21 protein-coding genes are annotated in these 21,824 nt (G+C 62.6%); 9 read left to right on the top strand and 12 right to left on the bottom strand.

The genetic code is table 11. The features are described from left to right. Positions 1-130: 130 nt before the first annotated feature. Both ACLCGK_RS17995 and ACLCGK_RS17990 read right to left on the bottom strand, forming a co-directional pair. Positions 131-442: a hypothetical protein gene (locus ACLCGK_RS17995; RefSeq protein WP_061551120.1), complete on the bottom strand. Its 312-nt coding sequence runs from the start codon at positions 440-442 to the stop codon at positions 131-133. 167 nt (positions 443-609) lie between these two features. Next, positions 610-1,296: a FadR/GntR family transcriptional regulator gene (locus tag ACLCGK_RS17990; RefSeq protein ID WP_061551121.1), complete on the bottom strand. Its 687-nt coding sequence runs from the start codon at positions 1,294-1,296 to the stop codon at positions 610-612. Between the two features lie 262 nt (positions 1,297-1,558). Here ACLCGK_RS17990 and ACLCGK_RS17985 point away from each other — a divergent pair, with 262 nt between their 5' ends. From ACLCGK_RS17985 to ACLCGK_RS17970, 4 genes are read left to right on the top strand one after another with little or no spacing between them, the layout of a single operon-like run. After that, a complete protein-coding gene (locus ACLCGK_RS17985; RefSeq protein WP_013973355.1) occupies positions 1,559-2,344 on the top strand; it encodes a transporter substrate-binding domain-containing protein in 786 nt (261 codons plus the stop codon). A gap of 22 nt (positions 2,345-2,366) precedes the next feature. Further along, positions 2,367-3,032 (top strand): amino acid ABC transporter permease, encoded by a 666-nt coding sequence (locus tag ACLCGK_RS17980; protein WP_003258372.1) that lies wholly within the window; start codon positions 2,367-2,369, stop codon positions 3,030-3,032. Then, positions 3,033-3,680 (top strand): amino acid ABC transporter permease, encoded by a 648-nt coding sequence (locus ACLCGK_RS17975; RefSeq protein WP_013973354.1) that lies wholly within the window; start codon positions 3,033-3,035, stop codon positions 3,678-3,680. It begins immediately after the preceding gene. Continuing rightward, a complete protein-coding gene (locus tag ACLCGK_RS17970) occupies positions 3,667-4,401 on the top strand; it encodes an amino acid ABC transporter ATP-binding protein (RefSeq protein ID WP_015271020.1) in 735 nt (244 codons plus the stop codon). Before ACLCGK_RS17975 ends, ACLCGK_RS17970 begins: the two co-directional genes overlap by 14 nt. A 167-nt stretch (positions 4,402-4,568) precedes the next feature. Here the strand turns inward: ACLCGK_RS17970 and ACLCGK_RS17965 are convergent, their stop codons facing one another. The 4 genes from ACLCGK_RS17965 to ACLCGK_RS17950 form a co-directional block, all read right to left on the bottom strand. Continuing rightward, entirely contained in the window at positions 4,569-5,567 is a 999-nt protein-coding gene (locus tag ACLCGK_RS17965; RefSeq protein ID WP_015271019.1) for a transketolase family protein, read from the bottom strand. After that, the gene (locus tag ACLCGK_RS17960) at positions 5,564-6,412 is read right to left on the bottom strand and encodes a transketolase (protein WP_013973351.1); all 849 of its coding nucleotides are present in this window, start codon (positions 6,410-6,412) and stop codon (positions 5,564-5,566) included. The genes ACLCGK_RS17965 and ACLCGK_RS17960 overlap by 4 nt, the downstream gene beginning before the upstream one ends. A 23-nt stretch (positions 6,413-6,435) precedes the next feature. Beyond that, entirely contained in the window at positions 6,436-7,734 is a 1,299-nt protein-coding gene (locus tag ACLCGK_RS17955) for an MFS transporter (protein ID WP_015271017.1), read from the bottom strand. Between the two features lie 75 nt (positions 7,735-7,809). Then, the gene (locus tag ACLCGK_RS17950) at positions 7,810-8,559 is read right to left on the bottom strand and encodes an SDR family NAD(P)-dependent oxidoreductase (RefSeq protein ID WP_013973349.1); all 750 of its coding nucleotides are present in this window, start codon (positions 8,557-8,559) and stop codon (positions 7,810-7,812) included. Between the two features lie 197 nt (positions 8,560-8,756). On the opposite strand from ACLCGK_RS17950, the gene ACLCGK_RS17945 reads away from it, so the two are divergent. Together ACLCGK_RS17945 and ACLCGK_RS17940 are read left to right on the top strand one after the other, a co-directional pair. Next, positions 8,757-9,677 (top strand): LysR substrate-binding domain-containing protein, encoded by a 921-nt coding sequence (locus ACLCGK_RS17945; RefSeq protein WP_054572477.1) that lies wholly within the window; start codon positions 8,757-8,759, stop codon positions 9,675-9,677. Positions 9,678-9,916: 239 nt separating this feature from the next. Then, the gene (locus ACLCGK_RS17940; protein ID WP_410952585.1) at positions 9,917-11,107 is read left to right on the top strand and encodes an MFS transporter; all 1,191 of its coding nucleotides are present in this window, start codon (positions 9,917-9,919) and stop codon (positions 11,105-11,107) included. A gap of 53 nt (positions 11,108-11,160) precedes the next feature. Here ACLCGK_RS17940 and ACLCGK_RS17935 read toward each other — a convergent pair whose 3' ends face one another. Continuing rightward, positions 11,161-11,676: a DUF4880 domain-containing protein gene (locus ACLCGK_RS17935; RefSeq protein WP_410952584.1), complete on the bottom strand. Its 516-nt coding sequence runs from the start codon at positions 11,674-11,676 to the stop codon at positions 11,161-11,163. A gap of 438 nt (positions 11,677-12,114) precedes the next feature. Further along, entirely contained in the window at positions 12,115-12,426 is a 312-nt protein-coding gene (locus ACLCGK_RS17930; protein WP_410952583.1) for a DUF6124 family protein, read from the bottom strand. A gap of 130 nt (positions 12,427-12,556) precedes the next feature. Here ACLCGK_RS17930 and ACLCGK_RS17925 point away from each other — a divergent pair, with 130 nt between their 5' ends. Then, positions 12,557-13,210: a LexA family protein gene (locus tag ACLCGK_RS17925; RefSeq protein WP_063912625.1), complete on the top strand. Its 654-nt coding sequence runs from the start codon at positions 12,557-12,559 to the stop codon at positions 13,208-13,210. 107 nt (positions 13,211-13,317) lie between these two features. After that, positions 13,318-13,983: a LexA family transcriptional regulator gene (locus ACLCGK_RS17920; RefSeq protein ID WP_410952608.1), complete on the top strand. Its 666-nt coding sequence runs from the start codon at positions 13,318-13,320 to the stop codon at positions 13,981-13,983. 134 nt (positions 13,984-14,117) lie between these two features. Here ACLCGK_RS17920 and ACLCGK_RS17915 read toward each other — a convergent pair whose 3' ends face one another. Genes ACLCGK_RS17915 through ACLCGK_RS17900 form a run of 4 tightly spaced genes read right to left on the bottom strand, consistent with a single transcriptional unit; the run spans position 14,118 to position 19,676 of the window. Continuing rightward, positions 14,118-16,070: an acetyl/propionyl/methylcrotonyl-CoA carboxylase subunit alpha gene (locus ACLCGK_RS17915; RefSeq protein ID WP_410952582.1), complete on the bottom strand. Its 1,953-nt coding sequence runs from the start codon at positions 16,068-16,070 to the stop codon at positions 14,118-14,120. After that, positions 16,067-16,882 carry a gamma-carboxygeranoyl-CoA hydratase gene (locus ACLCGK_RS17910; protein WP_039613144.1) on the bottom strand — a complete coding sequence of 272 codons (816 nt, stop codon included), beginning with the start codon at positions 16,880-16,882 and terminating at the stop codon, positions 16,067-16,069. The genes ACLCGK_RS17915 and ACLCGK_RS17910 overlap by 4 nt, the downstream gene beginning before the upstream one ends. A 3-nt stretch (positions 16,883-16,885) precedes the next feature. After that, a complete protein-coding gene (locus tag ACLCGK_RS17905) occupies positions 16,886-18,493 on the bottom strand; it encodes a carboxyl transferase domain-containing protein (protein ID WP_013973340.1) in 1,608 nt (535 codons plus the stop codon). A gap of 19 nt (positions 18,494-18,512) precedes the next feature. Next, complete coding sequence (locus ACLCGK_RS17900; RefSeq protein ID WP_013973339.1) at positions 18,513-19,676, bottom strand: isovaleryl-CoA dehydrogenase; 1,164 nt, start codon at positions 19,674-19,676, stop codon at positions 18,513-18,515. Between the two features lie 360 nt (positions 19,677-20,036). Between ACLCGK_RS17900 and ACLCGK_RS17895 the strand changes: the two genes are divergently transcribed. Beyond that, positions 20,037-21,719 (top strand): AMP-binding protein, encoded by a 1,683-nt coding sequence (locus ACLCGK_RS17895; RefSeq protein WP_410952581.1) that lies wholly within the window; start codon positions 20,037-20,039, stop codon positions 21,717-21,719. The last annotated feature ends 105 nt before the right edge of the window (positions 21,720-21,824 follow it).

The raw sequence follows: 21,824 nt of genomic DNA, 5'->3' as shown, positions 1-21,824 counted from the left end.
CAAAAAAAAGCGCCGTGACAACAAGTTCTGCTCAAGAACTTGTTGTCACGGCGCTTCGTCTTTCAGGCCTATTATCCTGCTCGGCAAAGCCGGTTCCCGCAGGGCGGAACCTGGTGATGGCGCATTAACATCACTGGGGATCTTCCGACAATTTATCCAGCAATGCAACCAGGCGTCGCCGCAGCAGCCCCAGTTCGCGGGATTTGAAGGCGTGTCGGGTCTGTTCGAGAACCTCGGTGGCATCCAGCAAGGCAGCCTGTATCTGCCCAGCCGAGCCCAACTGGGTTTCACCGAGCCAGCGGCAAAGCGGGGCGACGCTGCAATTGCCAGGCGTACTCAGCACCTCGCAATCGGGTGCTACAGGCGCCAACAACTGGCGCAATTGATCGGCCAGTTCAAGATTGTTGCAGATAATTCTGGTTGCCTGGTTGGACTCGCTCATCAAACTGCATTCCCATATGTTTGGTGTGCTGTTTACAACACCGCCCATGGCGTTTGACTGATTCAGGTCAATGCTGAAGCCTTTCCACTTACCCTGTGAGGGTGATGTTGCCGTGTGTTGTCATGCACGGGGTCGCTGGCCTGGTATTCCGGTGTTTGGCTGACCAGTCAACATGGGAACACCACGTTCGTGCGCGATGCCGCGTTGCGGATATGCTCCTGCATTGCACGCTGTGCCCCGGCCTGGTTGCCACGGGCAAGCTGGCGCAGGATCTTGCGGTGTTCCTGCCAGGTCTCCATGGCGCGTTCTGGGCGAATGAAAGGCAGCTTCTGGCTCTCCAGGAAAATGTCCTGGCTGGTGGTGATCACCTGCAGCATGGCGTGGTTGCCACTCGCTTCCAGCAGGCGGCGGTGAAAGGCGAAGTCCAGGCGCGCTGCGGCCTCGAAATTGCCGGCACGCAGCTCCTGGCGCATCGACTCGACATTGGCTTCGAGCGCATCAATGTCCGCTGCCGTCAGGTACAGCGCCGCCAAGCCGGCGGCGAACCCTTCGAGTGCATAGCGCAGTTGGAAGGTATCGACGGCGGATACCTGTTCGGCATAGGGCCAGGAGAAGCCGGTGGCGGATGGCGGCGCCTGGACGAATACCCCCTTGCCCGGTTGTACGCTCACCAGCCCCAAGGCGCTCAAGGAGGACAGCGCCTCGCGCAGGGAGGCGCGGCTTACACCCAACTGCTCTGCCAGGTCACGTTGGGAGGGCAGGGCATCACCGGGCTGGTAGTCGCCTTCCTGGATCAGTTTGCGGATAGCCTGCAAGGCGATTTCCGGAACTGCGCGGGGGAGTGTCTCGAGCATCTGTTCAGACCAGCTGGCAAGGGGTCTGCGCTTTTTAAAGGCTTTACCGGTTGCCTGGCAAGTATCGCCCCATGCTGACGCAGCGGGGCAGGTGGCTGCACGAAAGGGGGGCGATGGCAGAGGGTAGGCGCTAGCTGTTCAGACCAGTAAGACCGCGTGATGCCAAGGGGCGAAAGCGTATTCCGGGGCTGCCGGGCAACACTGGCACGGCCTGTGCTTTTCGGGCTAGGCAACTTCTTCGCATGCACCCGAGGCATTTTCCATGAAAAACATCCGTTCCTTGCTTCTGGCCGCCCTGGTTTGTGGCGGCGTCATGAGCGTTTCCCACGCCCAGGCCGATGCGCTGGCCGACATCACTGCCCGGGGCGTGCTCAAGGTAGCCGTACCCCAGGACTTCCCTCCCTTCGGCTCGGTGGGGCCGGACCTCAAACCTCGCGGCCTGGACATCGACACCGCGCAGCTACTGGCTGACAGGCTCGGCGTCAAGCTGGCGCTGACCCCGGTCAACAGCACCAACCGCATTCCGTTCCTCACTACCGGCAAGGTCGACCTGGTGATTTCCAGCCTGGGCAAGAACCCGGAGCGGGAAGCGGTGATCGATTTTTCCCGCCCCTACGCACCGTTCTACCTGGCAGTGTTCGGGCCGGCCGAGACGTCGATCGACAATATCGGTGCCGTTGCCGGCAAGACCATCAGTGTCACGCGTGGCTCGATCGAGGACATGGAGTTATCCGCGGTCGCCCCTCAGGGTGCGGTCATCAAGCGCTTCGAGGACAACAACTCGACCATCGCCGCTTACCTGTCGGGCCAGGTCGAGCTGATCGCCAGCGGCAGCGTGGTAATGGCTGTCATTGCCGAGAAGAACCCGAACAAGGTGCCGGTCATGAAGGTCAAACTCAAGGACTCGCCAGTGTACGTGGGGCTGGCCAAGCAGGAGCCGGCCTTGCTCGAGAAGGTCAACGCCACTCTGAATGCGGCCAAGGCCGACGGCAGCCTCGACCGCAATGCCGAAAAGTGGCTGAAGCAGCCATTGCCGGCCGACCTTTGAACGGCCCTGGAGTCGCCGACCCATGGCCTATCAATTTGACTTTTCCCCGGTGCTGGCCCAAGGCGGCCTGCTGCTCGAAGGGGCTGTGTTCACGCTGGAGCTGACGTTGATCGGCACCCTGTTCGGGGTGGCCATCGGTGTGCTTGGTGCGGTGGTGCGCGCCTGGCGACTACGGCCCTTCGATGCGTTGTTCGGCCTTTACGTGGAGCTGATCCGCAACACGCCCTTCATCGTCCAGTTGTTCTTCATCTTCTTCGGCCTGCCCTCGCTTGGCGTTCGGTTGACGGAATGGCAGGCGGCGGTACTGGCCATGGTGATCAACCTTGGGGCCTATTCCACCGAAATCATTCGGGCGGGTATCCAGGCCATTCCCAGAGGGCAACTGGAGGCTGCGGCGGCATTGGCCATGAGTCGTTTCGAGGCTTTTCGCCATGTGGTGCTGCAACCTGCACTGGCCAAGGTCTGGCCGGCCCTGTCGAGCCAGATCGTGATCGTAATGCTCGGGTCGGCGGTGTGCTCGCAGATCGCCACAGAAGAACTGTCGTTCGCTGCCAACTTCATCCAGTCGCGCAACTTCCGGGCTTTCGAGACATACCTGCTGACCACGGCTCTGTACCTGGTCATGGCTATCCTGGTGCGCCAACTGCTGGCATGGATCGGCCGGCGCGCTTTGACGGGGAGACGCTGAATGGATTTCACCTTGTGGGACATCGTGCGCAACCTGCTCGCAGGTTTGCAATGGACCTTGCTGCTGTCGCTGGTGGCGTTCGTCTGCGGTGGTATTGCCGGGCTGTTGCTGCTGTTGGCGCGAATCTCCGATAGCCGGATGCTGCGTGGCGCGGCCAGGAGCTACATCGAGCTGTTCCAGGGGACGCCGCTGCTGATGCAGCTGTTCATGGTGTTTTTCGGCATCGCCCTGTTCGGCATCGATGTTTCGGCCTGGATGGCGGCGGCCATCGCCTTGACGTTGTTCACCAGTGCCTTTCTCGCCGAGATCTGGCGAGGCTGCGTCGAGTCCATACCACATGGCCAGTGGGAGGCCTCCGGCAGCCTGGCCATGAGCCGTCTGGAGCAGTTGCGCCACGTGATCCTGCCCCAGGCCCTGCGCATTGCCGTCGCGCCGACCGTCGGGTTCTCGGTGCAGGTGGTCAAGGGCACGGCGGTGACCTCGATCATCGGTTTCACCGAGCTGACCAAGACCGGCGGCATGTTGGCCAACGCCACTTTCGAACCGTTCCTGATCTACGGTCTGGTGGCCGTGGGTTACTTCGTCCTTTGCTACCCGCTCTCGCTGAGCGCCCGTTACCTGGAGAGGAGGCTGCATGCCCCTGCTTAGAGTGTCCGCATTGCACAAGTACTACGGCGACAATCATGTGCTCAAGGGTGTCGACCTGGCGATCGAGGAGGGCGAGGTGGTCGCCATCATCGGCCGTAGCGGTTCCGGCAAGAGTACCTTCCTGCGTACCCTCAACGGCCTGGAGTCGATCAGCGATGGGGTGATCGAGGTGGATGGCGAATACCTGGATGCCGGCCGCGCCGACTTGCGCTCGCTGAGGCAGAAGGTTGGCATGGTGTTCCAGCAGTTCAACCTCTTCCCTCACCTGACAGTGGGCCAGAACGTGATGCTTGCACCCCAGGTGGTGAAGAAGGCCGGCAAGGCCGAGGCCCGCCAGTTGGCCGAGCAGATGCTCGCCAGGGTTGGACTGGGCGACAAGTTCGACGCCTACCCGGACCGCCTTTCCGGCGGCCAGCAGCAGCGGGTGGCGATTGCCCGGGCGCTTGCCATGTCGCCAAAGGTGTTGCTGTGCGACGAGATCACCTCGGCGCTCGACCCCGAGTTGGTCAACGAAGTGCTCGGTGTGGTGCGCCAACTGGCCAGTGAAGGCATGACCCTGATCATGGTCACCCACGAAATGCGTTTTGCCCGGGAAGTCGGTGACAAGCTGGTCTTCATGCATCAAGGCAAGGTCCACGAGACTGGCCATCCACGCGAGGTTTTTGCGGCGCCCCGAACAGCTGAGCTGGCGAATTTCATCGGTAGCGTGGCAGGAGGTTAGGTAGCGTCTGCAGGTTTCGTCGCCCCAAAAAAAATGCTCCGTATCGAATGTTACGGAGCATTTTTCATCATTGCCTGGATCCCAGGGGCTGCGGTGTGCCTTTGCCATGGGCCAGGTATCCATCACGCTTGCATCCACCGAGCTTCAGGTTTGACCCACGTCTACGGTCAAAGCCATGCCTTGATCTGCCTCGACACAGCGTCAGTGGAGATCCCGTATCGGTCATGCAAAGTCGGCAGTGCCCCTGCATCGAGAAACGCATCCGGTAGCGCGATCTGGCGGAAGGTTGGTGTGACCCCGTTGCGCAGCAGTACGCCGGCCACAGCTTCCCCCAGGCCCCCTATGATCGAGTGGTTTTCCGCAGTGACCACCAGGCGACCAGGCTTGCGTGCCTCGGCGAGAATGGTCTGTTCATCGAGCGGTTTGATGGTAGGCACGTGCAGTACCGACACGTCCACTCCGTCCTTTTGCAACTGCTCGGCAGCCTCCAGGGCGCGCATGGTCATGAGGCCACTGGCTATCAACAGCACGTCTCGGCCACCGCGCAGCACCTGTGCCTTGCCCAGCTGGAACTGGTAATCGTAGCGATCGAGCACCAAGGGTACGTTGCCGCGCAGCAGCCTCATGTAGACCGGCCCCTGATGGGCGGCGATCGCTGGCACAGCCTGCTCGATCTCCAGCGCATCACAGGGGTCGACGATCATCAGGTTGGGCATCGCCCGGAAGATGGCCAGGTCATCCGTGGCCTGGTGGCTAGGACCATAACCGGTGGTCAGGCCAGGCAGCCCGCAGACGATCTTGACGTTGAGGTTCTCTTCTGCAATCGCCATGCAGATGAAGTCGTAGGCCCGACGGGAGGCGAACACCGCATAGGTGGTGGCAAAGGGGGTCATGCCTTCCCGTGCCATGCCGGCAGCGGCGCTCATCAGTAGCTGTTCGGCCATGCCCATTTGATAGAAGCGCTCGGGGTGGGCTTTGGCGAAGATGTGCAGGTCGGTGTACTTGGACAGGTCGGCACTTAGGCCAACTATATCCTGACGTTGCTCGGCAAGGCTTGCCAGGGCATGGCCGAACGGGGCAGGGCGGGTCGGCTGGCCGTCGGCGGCAATCGAGGCGATCATGGCCGAGGTGGTCAGGCGTTTCTTGGGTGAGTTCACTGTGCTCATGCTTGGCTCCCGGCGTCCAGCGCTTTCAGGGCGAGGTCCCATTCGTTTTCATCGACGCGAATGAAGTGCGTCTTGTCGCGGTTTTCCAGGAAAGGCACACCTTTGCCCATGCGGGTATCGCAGATGATCACGCGCGGTTGCGCCCCGGCGTGGGCACGGGCCTGGTCGAAGGCGCCGACCAGCGCATCCAGGTCATTGCCGTCCACGCGTTGAACGAACCAGCCAAAGGCTTGCCAGCGGTCGACGATTGGCTCGAAGGCCAGTACTTCGCTGGAATGGCCATCCGCCTGCTGGTTGTTCACATCGATGATGGCGATCAGGTTGTCCAGGCGCCAATGGCTGGCCGACATGGCGGCCTCCCAGGTCGAGCCCTCGTTGAGCTCGCCATCGGACAGCAGGTTGTACACCCAGCTGTCCGACCCCTTGCGTTTGAGCCCGAGGCAGGCGCCGACGGCGATGCCCAAGCCGTGGCCGAGCGAGCCACCGGTGATCTCCATGCCTGGGGTATAGGCAGCCATACCAGACATGGGCAAGCGGCTATCGTCGCTACCGTAGGTTTCAAGCTCATCCTCTGGGATTACGCCGGCCTCGATCAGTGCGGCATAGAGGGCAATCGCGTAGTGCCCGATGGACAGGTAGAAACGGTCGCGCTGCTCCCATTCGGGGTTGCCGGGGTCGAGGCGCAGCGCATGGAAATACGCGACCGCCAGCAGGTCGGCGGCGCCCAGCGCCTGGCCGACATAGCCCTGGCCCTGGACTTGCCCCATGCGCAATGCGTGGCGGCGGATATTGCGAGCGCGCACAGCCAGCGGCAGCGCCTCGGTGTAGGTAGGCACAGCAGTCATTGAAGTGACTCCTTTTTTTCGAATCAACGATTGACCAGATGGGCCGGTACTCGCGACACCAGGAAGGCGCCAGACATGAGTACCGCCGTGATGAGATACATGCCGATGGCATTGCTGCCCAAGGTGGTAGTGACCCAGCCGATCAGGTAGGGCGAGCAGAAGCCGGCGAGGTTGGCGAAACTGTTCACCGCCGCGATGCCTGCCGCCGCCGATACACCTCCCAACAGCGTGGTGGGCAGCATCCAGAACAGTGAAGAGGCGGATAGCACTCCAGCCGCAGCGAGGCACAGGCTGAGGATCGACAACGTCAGGTTGCTGCCCAGTGCTGCGGCGAGGCTCAGGCCCAGTGCACCGATCAACATGGGGATCGCCAGGTGCCAGCGGCGTTCACGGTGACGGTCGCCGCTGCGCCCGGCCCACAGCATCGCGACGATGGCACACAGGTACGGCAGGCTGGTCAGCAGGCCGATGTGCAAAGGTTCGCTGACGCCGGCATTGCGTACCAGTGTGGGTAGCCAGAACGTGATTGCGTACTGGCCCATCACTACGCAGAAGTAGATGCCCGCCAGCAACCAGAGCCGACGGTCGCGGATGAAGTCGGCCACCGAGCCGTGGTTTACCTTGTGTTGTTCGTCTTCAGCCAGCTCCTTGCGCACCAGGGCTTTTTCTTCGTCGCTCAACCAGTGAGCCTGATCGACGCCATCCTTCAGGTAGCTCAGCACCAGAACGCCCACCAGTACCGTGGGGATGGCTTCGAGCAGGAACATCCACTGCCAGCCCGCCCAGCCGTGAACGCCGGCAAAGCGCTCCATGATCCAACCCGACAAGGGGCCGCCGATCATGCCCGACAGCGGAATCGCGATGAACCACAGCGCGGTCATCTTCGCTCGGCGGTAAGACGGGAACCAATAGGTCAGGTACAGCAGAAGCCCTGGTGCCAGGCCTGCTTCGGCGATCCCCAGCAAAAACCGCAGGGTATAGAATTGCCAGGCTGTCTCCACCAGGGCGAACATCGCCGAGATGATGCCCCAGGTGATCATGATGCGAGCGATCCAGCGTCGAGCGCCCACTTTGTGCAGAATGATGTTGCTGGGCACCTCGCAGAGAAAGTAGCCAATGAAGAACATGCCGGCGCCCAGCCCGTAGACCGCTTCGGAAAGGGCCAGGTCGTCCATCATCTGCAGCTTCGCAAAGCCGACATTGACCCTGTCCAGATAGGCGCACAGGTAGCAGAGCATGAGAAAAGGCATCAGTCGCCAGGCCGTTTTACGGTAGGCACTGCTGCGTGCGGCGGATACCGCATCGAGCGCTAATGTGGTCATTCGTTCTGATCTCTTGTTGTTATCGAACGCGTGGCCTGCGCCGGGCTCGGGTGCAGGTCACGATGCACCGGGTGCTCAGTGGATCAGCATCCCGCCGTTGACATCCAGGGTAATGCCCGTCAGGTAGCTGGACAGGTCACTGGCCAGGAACAAAGCTGCATTGGCGACATCGCGCGCCTCGCCCAGGCGGCCCAAGGGGATGCCTTCGATGATGGCGTGACGGCGCTCATCCTGCATGAGGCCACCGGTGATGTCAGTGTGAATCAGGCCTGGCGTGATCGAGTTGACGCGAATATTGTCCGGTCCCAGTTCACGGGCCATCGCCTTGCCCAGACCGAGCACGCCAGCCTTCGCCGCGCTGTAGTGAGGGCCACCGAAGATGCCGCCACCACGCTGGGCAGACACAGATGACATGCAGATGATGCTGCCGGCGCGTTGCGCCCGCATGGTTGGGATCACCGCCTGGGACATCAACAATGTGCCACGCAGGTTCACGTTGAGAATCCGGTCATAGTCAGCCCCGGTGATTTCCAGGGTTTTCACCGGCTGAGTGATGCCGGCATTGTTTACCAGCACGTCGATCCGACCGAATTGCGCGAGCACTTGAGCGATGGCATCACGCACTTGTGCTTCATCGGCAACGTTGGCAGCCACGCCGAGGTGGCCTTCGCCCAGTGAAGCGGCAGCCTCGGTCGCGGCGGAGGCGTCCAGGTCCAGGATCGCGACTTTGGCGCCCTGAGCGGCAAACGCCTGGGCTGTTGCGCGGCCGATGCCGCGGGCAGAGGCCGCGCCAGTGATCACGGCAAATTTTCCTGTTAACAGCATCGAAGGTGCTCCAGATGGTTGTTGTTGTGAGCAGTGGTTCAGGCAGAACCGATAGGCACAGCTTCGTCCCGGACAGCACCCCGAGCAACGCTGCCTCCTTCACCCGGTGCTGAAAAAAATTCAGCCCTCGACTTGTGCCTTGGGCTTACAGGAAGGTAAAAGCCTTGGTATCGCTTCGAATCCTTCAGGAAATGGTCATGAGCCTGGACATCCTCAGAAAATCGCCTCAGATCCCTTCCCTGAAAGCAATTCAGGCCTTCGAGCAAGTCGCTCGCTTCGCCAACGTTGCACGGGCCGCAGAGCAGTTGAACCTCACGCCCTCTGCGGTGAGCCACCAGATCGCTAACCTGGAAGCCTTGATCGGTCGTCCATTGTTCATTCGCGAGGCGCGCGGTGTTGCATTGACCCCGGCCGGAGAGCAGTACCTGCGCGAGGTATCAGGCATATTGCAAAGCCTGGCTACGGCCACCGAGCGCGCCGGCAACTCGGTGGGCTTCGATTGCTTGCGGCTTCATTCCGCGCCCAGCTTCGGCCTGCTCTGGTTGCTGCCGCGCCTGGACCATTTTCGTAACAGTCATCCGCAGATCCAGATCAACCTGTCGTGCTCCTACGAGTCGCTGCACTTCGGCCGCCATCAGATCGATCTGGATATCCGTCATGGCTACCCCAACTGGCCCAGCCTGGAAGTGCGTACCATCCGGCATGAACGTGCAACTGTGCTGGCCTCGCCACAGCTTCTCGAGCGTACGCCTATCAAGCAGCCGGGCGATCTGCTGGGGCAGAACCTGATCCTGTCGGAAGCCGCATTGGTGCAATGGCCCCAATGGTTCGCACAGCAAGGCGTGGCGTTGCCACAAACCCCTTACGCCCTGAGCTTCGATCGCTCCTACATGAGCCTGGAGGCCGCCAGCCATGGGTATGGGTTGGCCTTGGAGAGTTCCCTGTTGGCGCAGGACTATATCGCCCGGGGCGAGTTGGTACCGGTATTTGCGGAAGACTTGGCGACGCCCGTCAGTGCCCACCACCTGGTATTTCCGCGAGGCCATGCTGAAGCTCCCAGGGTTCGCCAGTTCCTTGAATGGGTGCAGGGCCAGCTCGGTCATGACTTCAATTACTGAGAGCAGTTTGCACAACAGATCAACTGCGCTAGGGGCCGGCTATCGAGTCAGCAGAAGGCTGGATAGCACCAGAACTCAACGGTAATAAGCAACAAGGGAAAAGCCCTACAACGCTATCGGAAGTTTCGCTGCCCGGTTCGGGTTGTACATCTTCAGGGTGTCGCTACCATCAGGGCTCGGCGCTTTCATGGAGTTTCCAGTGACTACTTCCGGCAATACAAGAAGGCGAGGTTGGTAGCGTGAATCAGCCCTTGGGTTCGCTCAGTAGCTTTCTGCGCTCGGCCTTGCTGATTCTATTGTGTCTATTGGGCGTATTCCCTCTGGATGTGATCCTGCCGTCATTCCCGGCGCTCGCAGGCGAGTTTCACGTCGAGCCACAGCAGATAGCTTACTCGGTGAGCTTCTTTGCGTTTGGTGTCGCCTTGGCGCAAATCGTGATCGGGCCATTGTCGGATGGCATGGGGCGCAAGCGGTTGTTGCTCGCTGGGTTGGGAGTGTCCATTGCAGGGGCAATGGGTTGTGTACTTTCAACCCGCTATGAGACGTTCATGGCGTTCCGTTTGCTGCAGGCCTTGGGTTGCGGGAGTTTCGTGCTGGGCCAGGCGCTCGTGCAGGATCTGTACAGTGGTAGGCAGCGCAATGCCATGCGTATCCTGCTGACCAGCGCAAGTGGGCTGTTCATCTCGTTGTCACCGGTCGCAGGCGCTTTTCTCCAACAATCCTTTGGCTGGAAGGGCAGTTTTACGGTATTCGCTTTCATAGCCGTGACCGTTTCATGCCTGTCATATGCATTGCTGCAGGACACGCCTGCATCGCGAGGCCGTACGTCGGGCATGCGCAGCTATTGGGTCATGCTGCGTGATACGACCTATCTTGCGCACTCCCTGTTGTCCAGCCTCGCGTTTGCCTGCCATTTTTCCTTCATCGTTGTCGCGCCATTGGCGTTGATGGACAGCCTGGGGCTGACGCCATATCAATTCTCGGTGGTATTTATCGCCTATGGGCTTGCGTATATCGCTGGCGGAGTAGCCGCGACCTACTTGAACAATCGCGTAACCCCGCAGTTTCAGATCAAGACGGGATTCCTGCTGATTGCTGCCGGGGGCATCACACTGGTGATCTGGGAACAGGTAGCGGGATTGACGGTGGCGAGTCTTATGCTGCCGATGATCATCTGCACGACGGGGACAACGCTGGTGCGTCCTGCTGCGACGACCCAAGCCTTGGCGCGTTACCCGCAGCAAGCCGGTGCGGCAGCGTCGCTCAATACGACATTGTTGTTCGCAGGTGGTGGTTTGGCCGGCAGTCTTGTTGCTGGCGTCGAAAGCGAGCTGCCGATGAGCCTGGGGCTTCTGTTCCTGGGTATCAGTTTGTGCGGATGGCTACTGCTTGCATGCCTGACGGAAACGCTGACCAGCACTCGAACTTGATAACGACCGAGCCATCCGCGGTGAAAACGATAACGGTGTAGCGCAGGTGTTGATCAGGCCCAGAAACCAAACAGCACCAACGCCGCCACGCCAAGCCCGACCGCAACCGAACAGCCGCCCAACGACAGTGCCGCCCGACCTTGCCGGTACCAACCATCCTGGCCCAGCTGCCGTGCCGGTGCCAACAGGCTGCGCCAGTGCAGTTCCGTGTCATGAAACGCTTGCAAGTTCGCCGTGTCCGCATCCAGCCAACGGCGAAAATCGATCCGCTCGCACGCCGTCACCTGTGGGCTCTGCAAGCGCACATACCATTGTCCGGCAACACTCGCCAGCACATCCCGGCGCGAGCGACCGGCCTGCAGTGCCTGGTCCATGTGCCGCTCGATGCTCGCCAATGGCAGGTCGAGGCGGGCGGCGATGATGGCGAAGTCCAGCTGGTCGAGGCGGTTGAGCAGGAATACTTGTTGCACACGCCGTGGCAGGCGTCTCAGGGCGTGCAGCAGGGCGTCGTCGGCATGATGTTCGGCAGCAGGGTTTGGGTGCTCAAGGGGCAGCAGCAGACGGCTCATGGACAGCTCCTTGCTCTATGGAGGGGGGAGGGATGGGGGCATCTTCCGTGATGCGTGATCAGCGTAGGTGAAACGAGATTGATTCTCAAGTGCTGATTCCGCAAAGTTTTGTAATGAGCGTTCACGCCCTGAAACACCTTTGCTATCATGCGCGCCATCACGATCTTCATTAGCCTGAAGAGCCAAAAAAAAGACCCAGCAAAAAGCTGGGTCAAAAACCGTGATTAGCCTGATGAGGAGATAATCTGAGAGCGACCTAAGCTCCAGGTTATCCAGCAGATCTTGCGATCAGCTGAGTGCAATAATAATCGTTATCATTTGCCAGTCAAATGAATTTTCGGTAATCCGGTAAAAAAGTTTTACCGGCGCGCTTCCTTGTCCCGGCAATCGGGGCCTTCGCCGTTACCCGGCCATCACGTTCTCTCCCTTCTTTCTTGTTTACAAACCCGATTCCACGGTGCGTTTGTGCTCGAGCAGTGCGCGCGCCATGTCCATCATGTGCATCAGGGCAAAGGTCAGTTCGCGCTGGCTACCGTGCTGGTGGGTGGCGGTTTCCTGCGCGGTGGCGGCGGCGCAGCGCAGCAGGGCGATGGCATGTTCCTGGGCCTGGTCGCCGGTTACACCCTCGTGCAGGGTCCAGATCCTGTTGTCCAGGGTGGGGCGCGGCGGGTTGGGGTTGAGGTAGTAGTCGAGGGCGCGGCGGGCGGCTTCGCTGTCGAGATCTGTTTCGTCGTTTTTCGGATGTTTCATCGCGATACCTTCTGATTTCCCTTCAAACACGCGGGAATCACAGGATAGGTCAGTCTGTACTATCTATCGAAAAATAAATAACTCAGATTGTGTATTGCTGCGAGTAATACAGTCCGTATTGTTGCCGCTCATGGAAAACTGGAACGCATTTCTCAAGCGCTACAAGCGCGAACACAATCTCAGCCAGCTCAAACTGGCCGAGCGCCTGGGCATGACTCAGGGGGGCGTGGGGCATTGGCTGCGTGGCACGCGGCGGCCGACGCTGGAAACCATCAACGAAAAGCTCGAAAAGCTTGGGCTGGTGTTTCTGGAAGCCCAAGTCATGGTGGTGGAGCGCGATATCGTGCGCGAATCGCCTGGTCACTATGCGGCTGAACAGCCGGTTTCGGCCGAAGCGCTGCTGTATGCGAGCTTTCGCTTCCCGGTGCTGAGTTGGGCTGACTTGCAGGGGCCTTTGCCAGAGACAAGCAAGGCCCACGAACAGACGGACTATATGCCCGCAGGCAATGCATTCTGGTTGGTGGTAGAAAACGACTCGATGAATGCCGCCAGCGGCAAGAGCGTGCCTGAGGGCATGCGTGTGCTGGTGGATACCGGCCTGCCGGCAGAACCAGGGAGGTTGGTAATCGCGCGGCAGCCCGGGCGGCCGGCAGTATTGCGGCAGTTGGTCGAGGAGGGCGGAGACAAGATGCTCAAGCCGCTGAATACGCGCTATCCGACAGTCCTGTGTGAAGAAGGCTGCGAGTTTCTGGGCGTGGTCGTGCGGGGGCACGAGGTTTTCTAGCTTGCCGGGGGCTGCTGTGCAGCCCTGTCGCGACACAAGGCCGCTCCTACAGCGGTCGCGTCGGGTTTTATCGTGACGCACGCCTTTGCAGGAGGCTGATGGCAGCGATGAATATGGATAAATGGATCGCCCTGGTCCGTAACCGGATGGAAGAGCTAGGGCTCACTCAAGAACAGCTGGCCGAGCGCGTTGGCGTGTCTCAAGGCAGCGTGGGGCATTGGGTGAACAAGCGGCGACAGCCGAAGATCGAGTCGATGAATCGCACGCTCGTCGAGATTGGCATGCCCCATTACAGCGTCAGCTTGCAGCTGCGCATTCAGGGGCAGGTTGACGGGGAGCGGAGTGTTTACGAGGTCGATGACTCCGATGATGACCTGGACCTCATGCAATACATCGTGTGCTTCCGCTACCCGGTGCTGGGCTGGGATGAGTTAGGTATCGCAGAGGGGGCGGAGCCAGGTGTGTTCGAGCAGACGGACTACCTGGCCCAAGGCAAGGCGTTCTGGCTGACTGTCGAGAATGATGCGATGAGTGCCGCCAGTGGCCGCAGTGTGCCGCAGGGCATGCGGATGTTGGTGGATCCTGGGGTAGATGCCGAGCCAGGGCGTCTGGTTATCGCTCGTCAGCCGGGCAAACCGGCGATTTTCCGTGAGTTGGCGGAGGAAGGTGGGCAACGGTACCTGAAGGCACTCAACAGCAACTACCCGGCGCTGTTGTGTGAGGAAGGCTGCGAGTTTCTGGGTGTGGTCGTGCGAGTGCATGGCTCCTTCTAGATTGCCGGGGCTGCTGCGCAGCCCTTTCGCGACACAAGGCCGCTCCTACAAGTACCGCACCAACCTCAGGGCATGCACCGTACCTGTAGGAGCGACCTTGTGTCGCGAAAGGGCCGCAAGGCGGCCCCCAGGACTTACTCCGCCAGTTCGACCAGCACCGTCCCTTCGCTGACCATATCCCCTTCCTGGCAGAACAACGCCTTCACCGTGCCGCCATGCGGCGCGCGGATGCTGTGCTCCATCTTCATGGCCTCCAGCACTACCAGCGCCGTACCTGCTTCCACCACCTGCCCAGGCTCCACCAGCACCCGTACGATGCTGCCGTTCATGGGCGCGCCCAGGCCGCCCTGGTGGCTGTGGCTGGCCTCGGCCTCGGCAATCGGGTCGAAGGCTTCGATGGCATGCATCTCGCCATCCCACTGCAAGTACAACGTGCCACCGCGGCGAATCGCCAGATGCTGGCGTCGCACGCCAGCCTGGTCATGCACCAATTGCTCGCCCAGCAACTGCCAGGTAGACGCAGCGCTGCGTTCCAGGGCAACCGCCTGGTCCTGCCCACCACTCGCCAGGTGCAGGCTGCTGCGCGCCGGCAGGCCCAGGCGCAGGCCGTTGCGCTCGGCCCACGGCGAACTGCGGTCGTCCTCTCGCTGGTGTGCGGCCTGGCCCTGCAACCAGGCCTCGGCCGCGGCTTCCCAGAAGCCTGCCGGCAGCGCTTGAGGCGCGGGCAGCAAAACCTCCTGGTGACGCGGAATGAAGCCAGTATCCAACTCCGCTGCAGCAAACGCCGGGTGGGCGAGAATGCGCCGCAGGAAGGCGATGTTGGTCTTCAACCCGCCAATGGCAAACTCGTCGAGCATGGCCAGCAAGCGCAGGCGCGCCTGCTCGCGGTCTTCGCCCCAGGCGATCAGCTTGCCCAGCATCGGGTCGTAGAACGGCGACACCACATCACCTTCGCTGACCCCGCTGTCCACCCGTCGCCCTTCGCCGGCTGCTGACTCGCGGTACAGCGCCAGCTTGCCGGTCGCGGGCAGGAATTCGTTGGCCGGGTCCTCGGCATACAGGCGCACTTCGATGGCATGGCCGATCAGCGGCACCTGGTCCTGGGTGATCGGCAGAGCCTCGCCGCAGGCCACGCGAATCTGCCAGGCCACCAGGTCGAGCCCGGTAATGGCCTCGGTAACCGGGTGCTCCACCTGCAGGCGGGTGTTCATCTCCATGAAGAAGAACTCGCCACGGGCATCGAGCAGGAACTCAACGGTGCCGGCGCCCACGTAGCCGATGGCCTGGGCCGCGCGTACCGCCGCCTCACCCATGGCCCGGCGCAATTCGGCTGACAGGCCTGGCGCAGGGGCTTCTTCCACCACCTTCTGGTGGCGGCGCTGGATCGAGCAGTCACGCTCGTTGAGGTACAGGCAGTTGCCGTGCTGGTCGGCGAATACCTGGATTTCCACATGGCGCGGCTTGAGCACGTACTTTTCTACCAGCATGCGCGCATCGCCGAACGACGACTGCGCCTCACGCTGGGCCGACGCCAGGGCGTCGGCCAGCTGGCTTTCTTCCTCGACCACTTTCATGCCCTTGCCACCGCCGCCGGCGCTGGCCTTGAGCAGCACCGGGTAGCCGATGCGTTCGGCGGCGGCGCGGAAGGTGTCCAGGTCTTGGGCTTCGCCGTGGTAGCCCGGCACCAGCGGCACGCCGGCGGCTTCCATCAGCGCCTTGGCCGCCGACTTGCTGCCCATGGCGTCGATGGCGCTGGCCGGTGGGCCGAGGAAGATCAACCCGGCCTCTTCGATGGCACGGGCGAAGCCTGCGTTCTCGGACAGGAAGCCATAGCCCGGGTGGATGGCCTGGGCACCGCTGGCCTTGGCTGCGGCCAGCAGCTTGTCGATCAGCAGGTAGCTTTCGGCAGCCTTGGTGCCGCCGAGGTCGACGCGGATATCGGCTTCGCGGCTGTGCCGGGCATCTCGGTCGGTGGCACTGTGCACGGCCACGGTGGTCAGGCCCATGGCCTTGGCGGTGCGCATCACCCGGCAGGCGATTTCGCCGCGGTTGGCGACCAGCAGGGTGGTCAAAGCGGGGCGGCTCATGGGCGCGGCTCCTTCTTGTCGTCGGTTTGCCAGGCGGGGCGGCGTTTTTCCAGGAAGGCGCGCAGGCCCTCCTGGCCTTCGGCGCTGACGCGGATGCGGGCGATGGTGTTTTCGCAGTAGCGGCGCAGGGCCGGGCTGAGTTCACCGTCGTCCACTTCACGCAGCAGGTCCTTGGTGGCGCGCAGCGCTTGCGGGCTGTTCTGCAGCAGGTTGCTCACCCAGGCTTCGACCTGGGCGTCCAGTTCGCTGGCCGGGTAGACCTCGGCCAGCAGGCCCAGCTCGCGGGCCCGCACGCCGCTGAAACGCTCGGCGGTGAGGGCATAGCGGCGCGCGGCACGCTCGCCGATGGCCTTGACCACGAACGGGCTGATCACTGCCGGGGCCAGGCCGATGCGCACTTCCGACAGGCACAGCTGAGCGTCTTCGGCACCGATGGCCATGTCGCAGCAACTGATCAGGCCCAGCGCGCCGCCAAAGGCCGCGCCTTGCACCACGGCCAGGGTCGGCGCCTTGAGGCGGTGCAGGGCGTACATCAGCTCGCCCAGCTCGCGGGCATCATCCAGGTTGGTGTTGAAGTCCAGCTGCGCCGACTGCTGCATCCAGGCCAGATCGGCGCCGGCGCTGAAGTGCCGGCCGCGGCCGCGCAGCAGCACGAAGCGCAGGCTGGCGTCCTCGGCCAACTGGTCGAGGGCGACGATCAGCTCGCGGATCATCAAGGCGTTGAAGGCGTTGTTCTTGTCCTCGCGGCTCAGCCACAGGGTGGCGAAGCCGCGCGGGTCGCGGATCACTTCGAGGGTGCTGAAATCGCTCATGGATCACATCCGGAAAATGCCGAAGCGGCTCTGTTCGATCGGTGCGTTCAGCGCGGCGGACAACGCCAGGCCGAGCACGTCGCGGGTCTGGGCCGGGTCGATGACACCGTCGTCCCACAGGCGGGCGCTGGAGTAGTAGGGGTGGCCCTGGTGCTCGTACTGGTCAAGGATCGGCTGTTTGAGCCGGGCTTCGTCTTCGGCGCTGAACGGGTGGCCACTGCGCTCGCTCTGTTCGCGCTTGACCTGGGCCAGCACGCCGGCGGCCTGTTCGGCCCCCATCACGCCGATCCGCGCATTGGGCCACATCCACAGGAAGCGCGGGTCGTAGGCACGGCCGCACATGCCGTAGTTGCCGGCGCCAAAGCTGCCGCCAATGATCACCGTGAACTTCGGCACCTGGGCGCAGGCCACGGCAGTGACCAGCTTGGCGCCGTGCTTGGCAATGCCGCCTTCTTCGTACTTTTTGCCGACCATGAAGCCGGTGATGTTCTGCAGGAACAGCAGCGGGATGCCGCGCTGGCAGGCCAGTTCGATGAAGTGCGCGCCTTTTTGCGCCGCTTCGGCGAACAGGATGCCGTTGTTGGCGAGGATCGCCACCGGGTAGCCGTGCAGGTGGGCGAAGCCGCACACCAGGGTGGTACCGAACAGCGCCTTGAACTCGTCGAACACCGAGCCGTCGACCAGGCGCGCGATCACCTCGCGCACGTCGAACGGTTGCTTGGCGTCGGCCGGCACCACGCCATACAGCTCATCGGCGGCATACAGCGGTGCCACCGGGGCCAGGCGCTGCAGCTTGCCCAGCTTGTGCCAGTTGAGGTTGGCCACGCTGCGTCGGGCCAGGGCCAGGGCGTGTTCGTCGTTGTCGGCATAGTGGTCGGCCACGCCGCTGGTGCGGCAGTGCACATCGGCACCGCCAAGGTCTTCGGCGCTAACCACCTCGCCGGTGGCCGCCTTCACCAGTGGCGGGCCGGCGAGGAAGATGGTCGCCTGCTGGCGCACCATGATCGCTTCGTCGGCCATCGCGGGCACGTAGGCACCGCCGGCGGTGCACGAGCCCATCACCACGGCAATCTGCGGAATACCCAGTGCGCTCATGTTGGCCTGGTTGAAGAAGATCCGCCCGAAGTGCTCGCGGTCGGGGAACACTTCGTCCTGCCGTGGCAAGTTGGCGCCGCCGGAGTCCACCAGGTAAATGCACGGCAGGCGGTTCTGCAGGGCGATGGTCTGCGCACGCAGGTGCTTCTTCACCGTCAGCGGGTAGTAGGAACCGCCTTTGACCGTGGCGTCGTTGGCCACGATCATGCATTCCACGCCTTCGACGCGGCCGATGCCGGCGATCACGCCCGCAGCGGGCACGTCTTCGCCATACACCTCATGGGCAGCCAGTTGGCCGATTTCGAGGAACGGCGAGCCCGGGTCCAGCAGGCGGTCGATACGCTCGCGTGGCAACAGCTTGCCACGCGAAGTGTGCCGCTCCTGAGCCTTGGGCCCACCGCCCTGGGCCACTTGGGCGAGCAGGCCGCGCAGGGCCTGGACCTGTTCGAGCATGGCCGCGCTGTTGCCGGCGAACTCCGCCGAACGCGGGTTGATCTGGGTGTGCAAGGTAGCCATGTGCGCCCGTCCCTTGTGCTCAGCGGGTTTCGTTGAACAGTTCGCGGCCGATCAGCATCCGGCGGATTTCGCTGGTGCCGGCACCGATCTCGTACAGCTTGGCGTCGCGCAGCAGGCGGCCTGCCGGGAATTCGTTGATATAGCCGTTGCCGCCGAGAATCTGGATCGCCTCCAGGGCCATTTGCGTGGCGCGCTCGGCGGTGTACAGGATCACTCCGGCGGCGTCCTTGCGGGTTGTCTCGCCACGGTCGCAGGCTTGGGCCACGGCATACAGGTAGGCGCGGCTGGCGTTGAGCTGGGTGTACATGTCGGCGATCTTGCCCTGGATCAGCTGAAACTCGCCGATGCTCTGGCCGAACTGCTTGCGGTCGTGAATGTAGGGCACTACCAGGTCCATGCAGCTCTGCATGATGCCGGTCGGGCCGCCGGACAGCACCACGCGCTCGTAGTCCAGGCCGCTCATCAGCACGCGCACGCCACCGTTGAGCTGGCCGAGGATGTTTTCTTCCGGCACTTCGACGCCGTCGAAGAACAGCTCGCAGGTGTTGGAGCCACGCATGCCCAGCTTGTCGAACTTGTTGCTGCGGCTGAAGCCTTTCCAGTCACGCTCGACGATGAACGCGGTGATGCCGTGCGCGCCCTTTTCCAGGTCGGTCTTGGCGTAGATCACGTAGGTGTTGGCGTCCGGGCCGTTGGTGATCCAGGTCTTGCTGCCGTTGAGCACGTAGTGGTCGCCGCGCTTTTCCGCGCGCAGCTTCATCGACACCACGTCGGAACCGGCGTTGGGCTCGCTCATGGCCAGGGCGCCGATGTGCTCGCCGCTGATCAGCTTGGGCAGGTACTTGAGCTTCTGCTCGTGGCTGCCGTTGCGGTTGATCTGGTTGACGCAGAGGTTGGAGTGGGCACCGTAGGACAGGGCCACCGAGGCCGAGCCACGGCTGATTTCTTCCATCGAAACCACGTGGGCCAGGTAGCCCAGGCCGGCACCGCCGTATTCTTCCGGCACGGTGATGCCCAGCAGGCCCATGTCGCCGAACTTGCGCCACATGTCGGCAGGGAACAGGTTGTCGTGGTCGATTTGCGCGGCGCGCGGAGCCAGTTCGGCGGCGACGAAGGTGCGCACCTGGTCGCGGAGCATGTCGATGGTTTCGCCCAGGGCGAAGTTCAGGGTGGGGTAATGCATGCTGGGGCACCTTGTTGTTCTTGAAATATGGGAAACACTCTGGCTCAAGGATCTGGCGCCGGACCCTGTGGGAGCTCTGGCGAAGGGGTCTGGCGACGGCCTTTGGGGGGTCGGGTTTGCCCGCGAATGCGTCAGCAGGACCACCGTCATTGCCTGAGTGATCGCATTCGCGGGCACGCCCACTCCCACAGGGTTCGGCGTCATGCCTGAGGGGCGGTGTCGTTCATCACCTTTACGTTAACGTAAACCTGCGTGCGCTCACTGTCAATCGACTCATCACCTTTACGTAAACGTAAATCTGCGCCAGAGTATTCCCGCTTGCTTCAGTCGTGCCCAGAACAACCACAAGAAGGGACACCCATGAGTCAACCAAGCTATACCCGCGGTCGCCAGGACCAAGCCTTGCTGACCCAGACCATCGGCCAGGCCTTCGACGCCACCGTGGCCCGTTGTGCCGACGGCGAGGCCCTGGTGTCGCGCCATCAGGGCCTGCGCTACAGCTGGCGGCAGTTGGCCGAGCAGGTCGAGGTGCATGCTCGTGCCCTGATGGCCCTGGGCGTGAACACCGGCGATCGGGTCGGCATCTGGTCGCCCAACTGCGCCCAGTGGTGCATCCTGCAGCTGGCCAGCGCCAAGGTCGGTGCGATTCTGGTCAACATCAACCCGGCCTACCGCGTGGGCGAGCTGGAATACGTGCTGCGCCAGTCCGGTTGCCGCTGGCTGGTGTGTGCCGATGCTTTCAAGACGTCCGACTACCACGCCATGGTTCAGGAACTGGCGCCGGAGCTGGCCAGCGCCACCCCCGGTGAAATGGCCAGTGAACGCCTGCCCGACCTGCGTGGTGTGGTCAGCCTGGCCGCCAACCCGCCGGCAGGCTTCCTGCCTTGGCAAGCGCTGGCCGAGCGGGCAGGGCAGACCTCCGTCGAGGCTTACGCGAAGCGCCAGCAAAGCCTGCAGTTCGACCAGCCGGTGAACATCCAGTACACCTCCGGCACCACAGGCGCTCCCAAGGGCGCCACGCTCAGCCACTACAACATCCTCAACAACGGCTTCATGGTCGGCGAAAGCCTGGGCCTGACCGCATGCGACCGCATGGTGATCCCGGTACCGCTGTACCACTGCTTCGGCATGGTCATGGCCAACCTCGGCTGCATCACCCATGGCAGCACCATGATCTACCCCAACGACGCCTTCGACGCCGAGTTCACCCTGCGCGCCGTGGCCGAAGAGCGCGCCAGCATCCTCTATGGCGTGCCGACCATGTTCATCGCCATGCTCGACCACCCCGCGCGCGCGCAAATGGACCTGTCGACCCTGCGCAGCGGCATCATGGCCGGCGCCACCTGCCCGATCGAGGTGATGCGCCGGGTCATCGACCAGATGCACATGGCCGAAGTGCAGATCGCCTACGGCATGACCGAAACCAGCCCGGTGTCACTGCAGACCGGCCCGGACGACGACCTTGAGCTGCGCGTGACCACCGTCGGCCGCACCCAGCCGCAGCTGGAGAACAAGCTGGTGGACGCCGACGGCTGCATCGTCCCGCGCGGCGAGATCGGCGAGCTGTGCACCCGCGGCTACAGCGTGATGCTCGGCTACTGGGACAACCCCCAGGCCACGGCAGATGCCATCGACCCGGCCGGCTGGATGCATTCTGGCGACCTGGCGGTGATGGACGAGCACGGCTACGTGCGCATTGTCGGGCGCAACAAGGACATGATCATTCGCGGCGGCGAGAACATCTACCCGCGTGAACTGGAAGAGTTCTTCTACACCCACCCGGCGGTGGCCGATGCGCAGGTGATCGGCATCCCGTGCAACCGGTATGGCGAGGAGATCGTCGCCTGGATCAAGCTGCACCCGGGGCACAGTGCCACGGTCGAGGAACTGCAGGGCTGGTGCAAGGCGCGCATCGCACACTTCAAGGTGCCACGGCATATCCGGTTCGTTGACGAATACCCGATGACGGTGACCGGCAAGGTGCAGAAGTTCCGCATGCGGGAGATCAGTGTGGCGGAGATCTCGGCGGTTACTGCTGGTTGATGCATTGGCCGTTCCGACCCTTTCGCGGGCACGCCCGCTCCCACAGGTACTTCACTGCCCTCGGGCTCTGTGAAATACCTGTGGGAGCGGGCGTGCCCGCGAAGA

The organism is Pseudomonas sp. S1(2024) (assembly GCF_046557535.1).
Note: the sequence above shows the minus strand (reverse complement) of the source record. Positions and strands in the feature narration are given on the sequence as shown.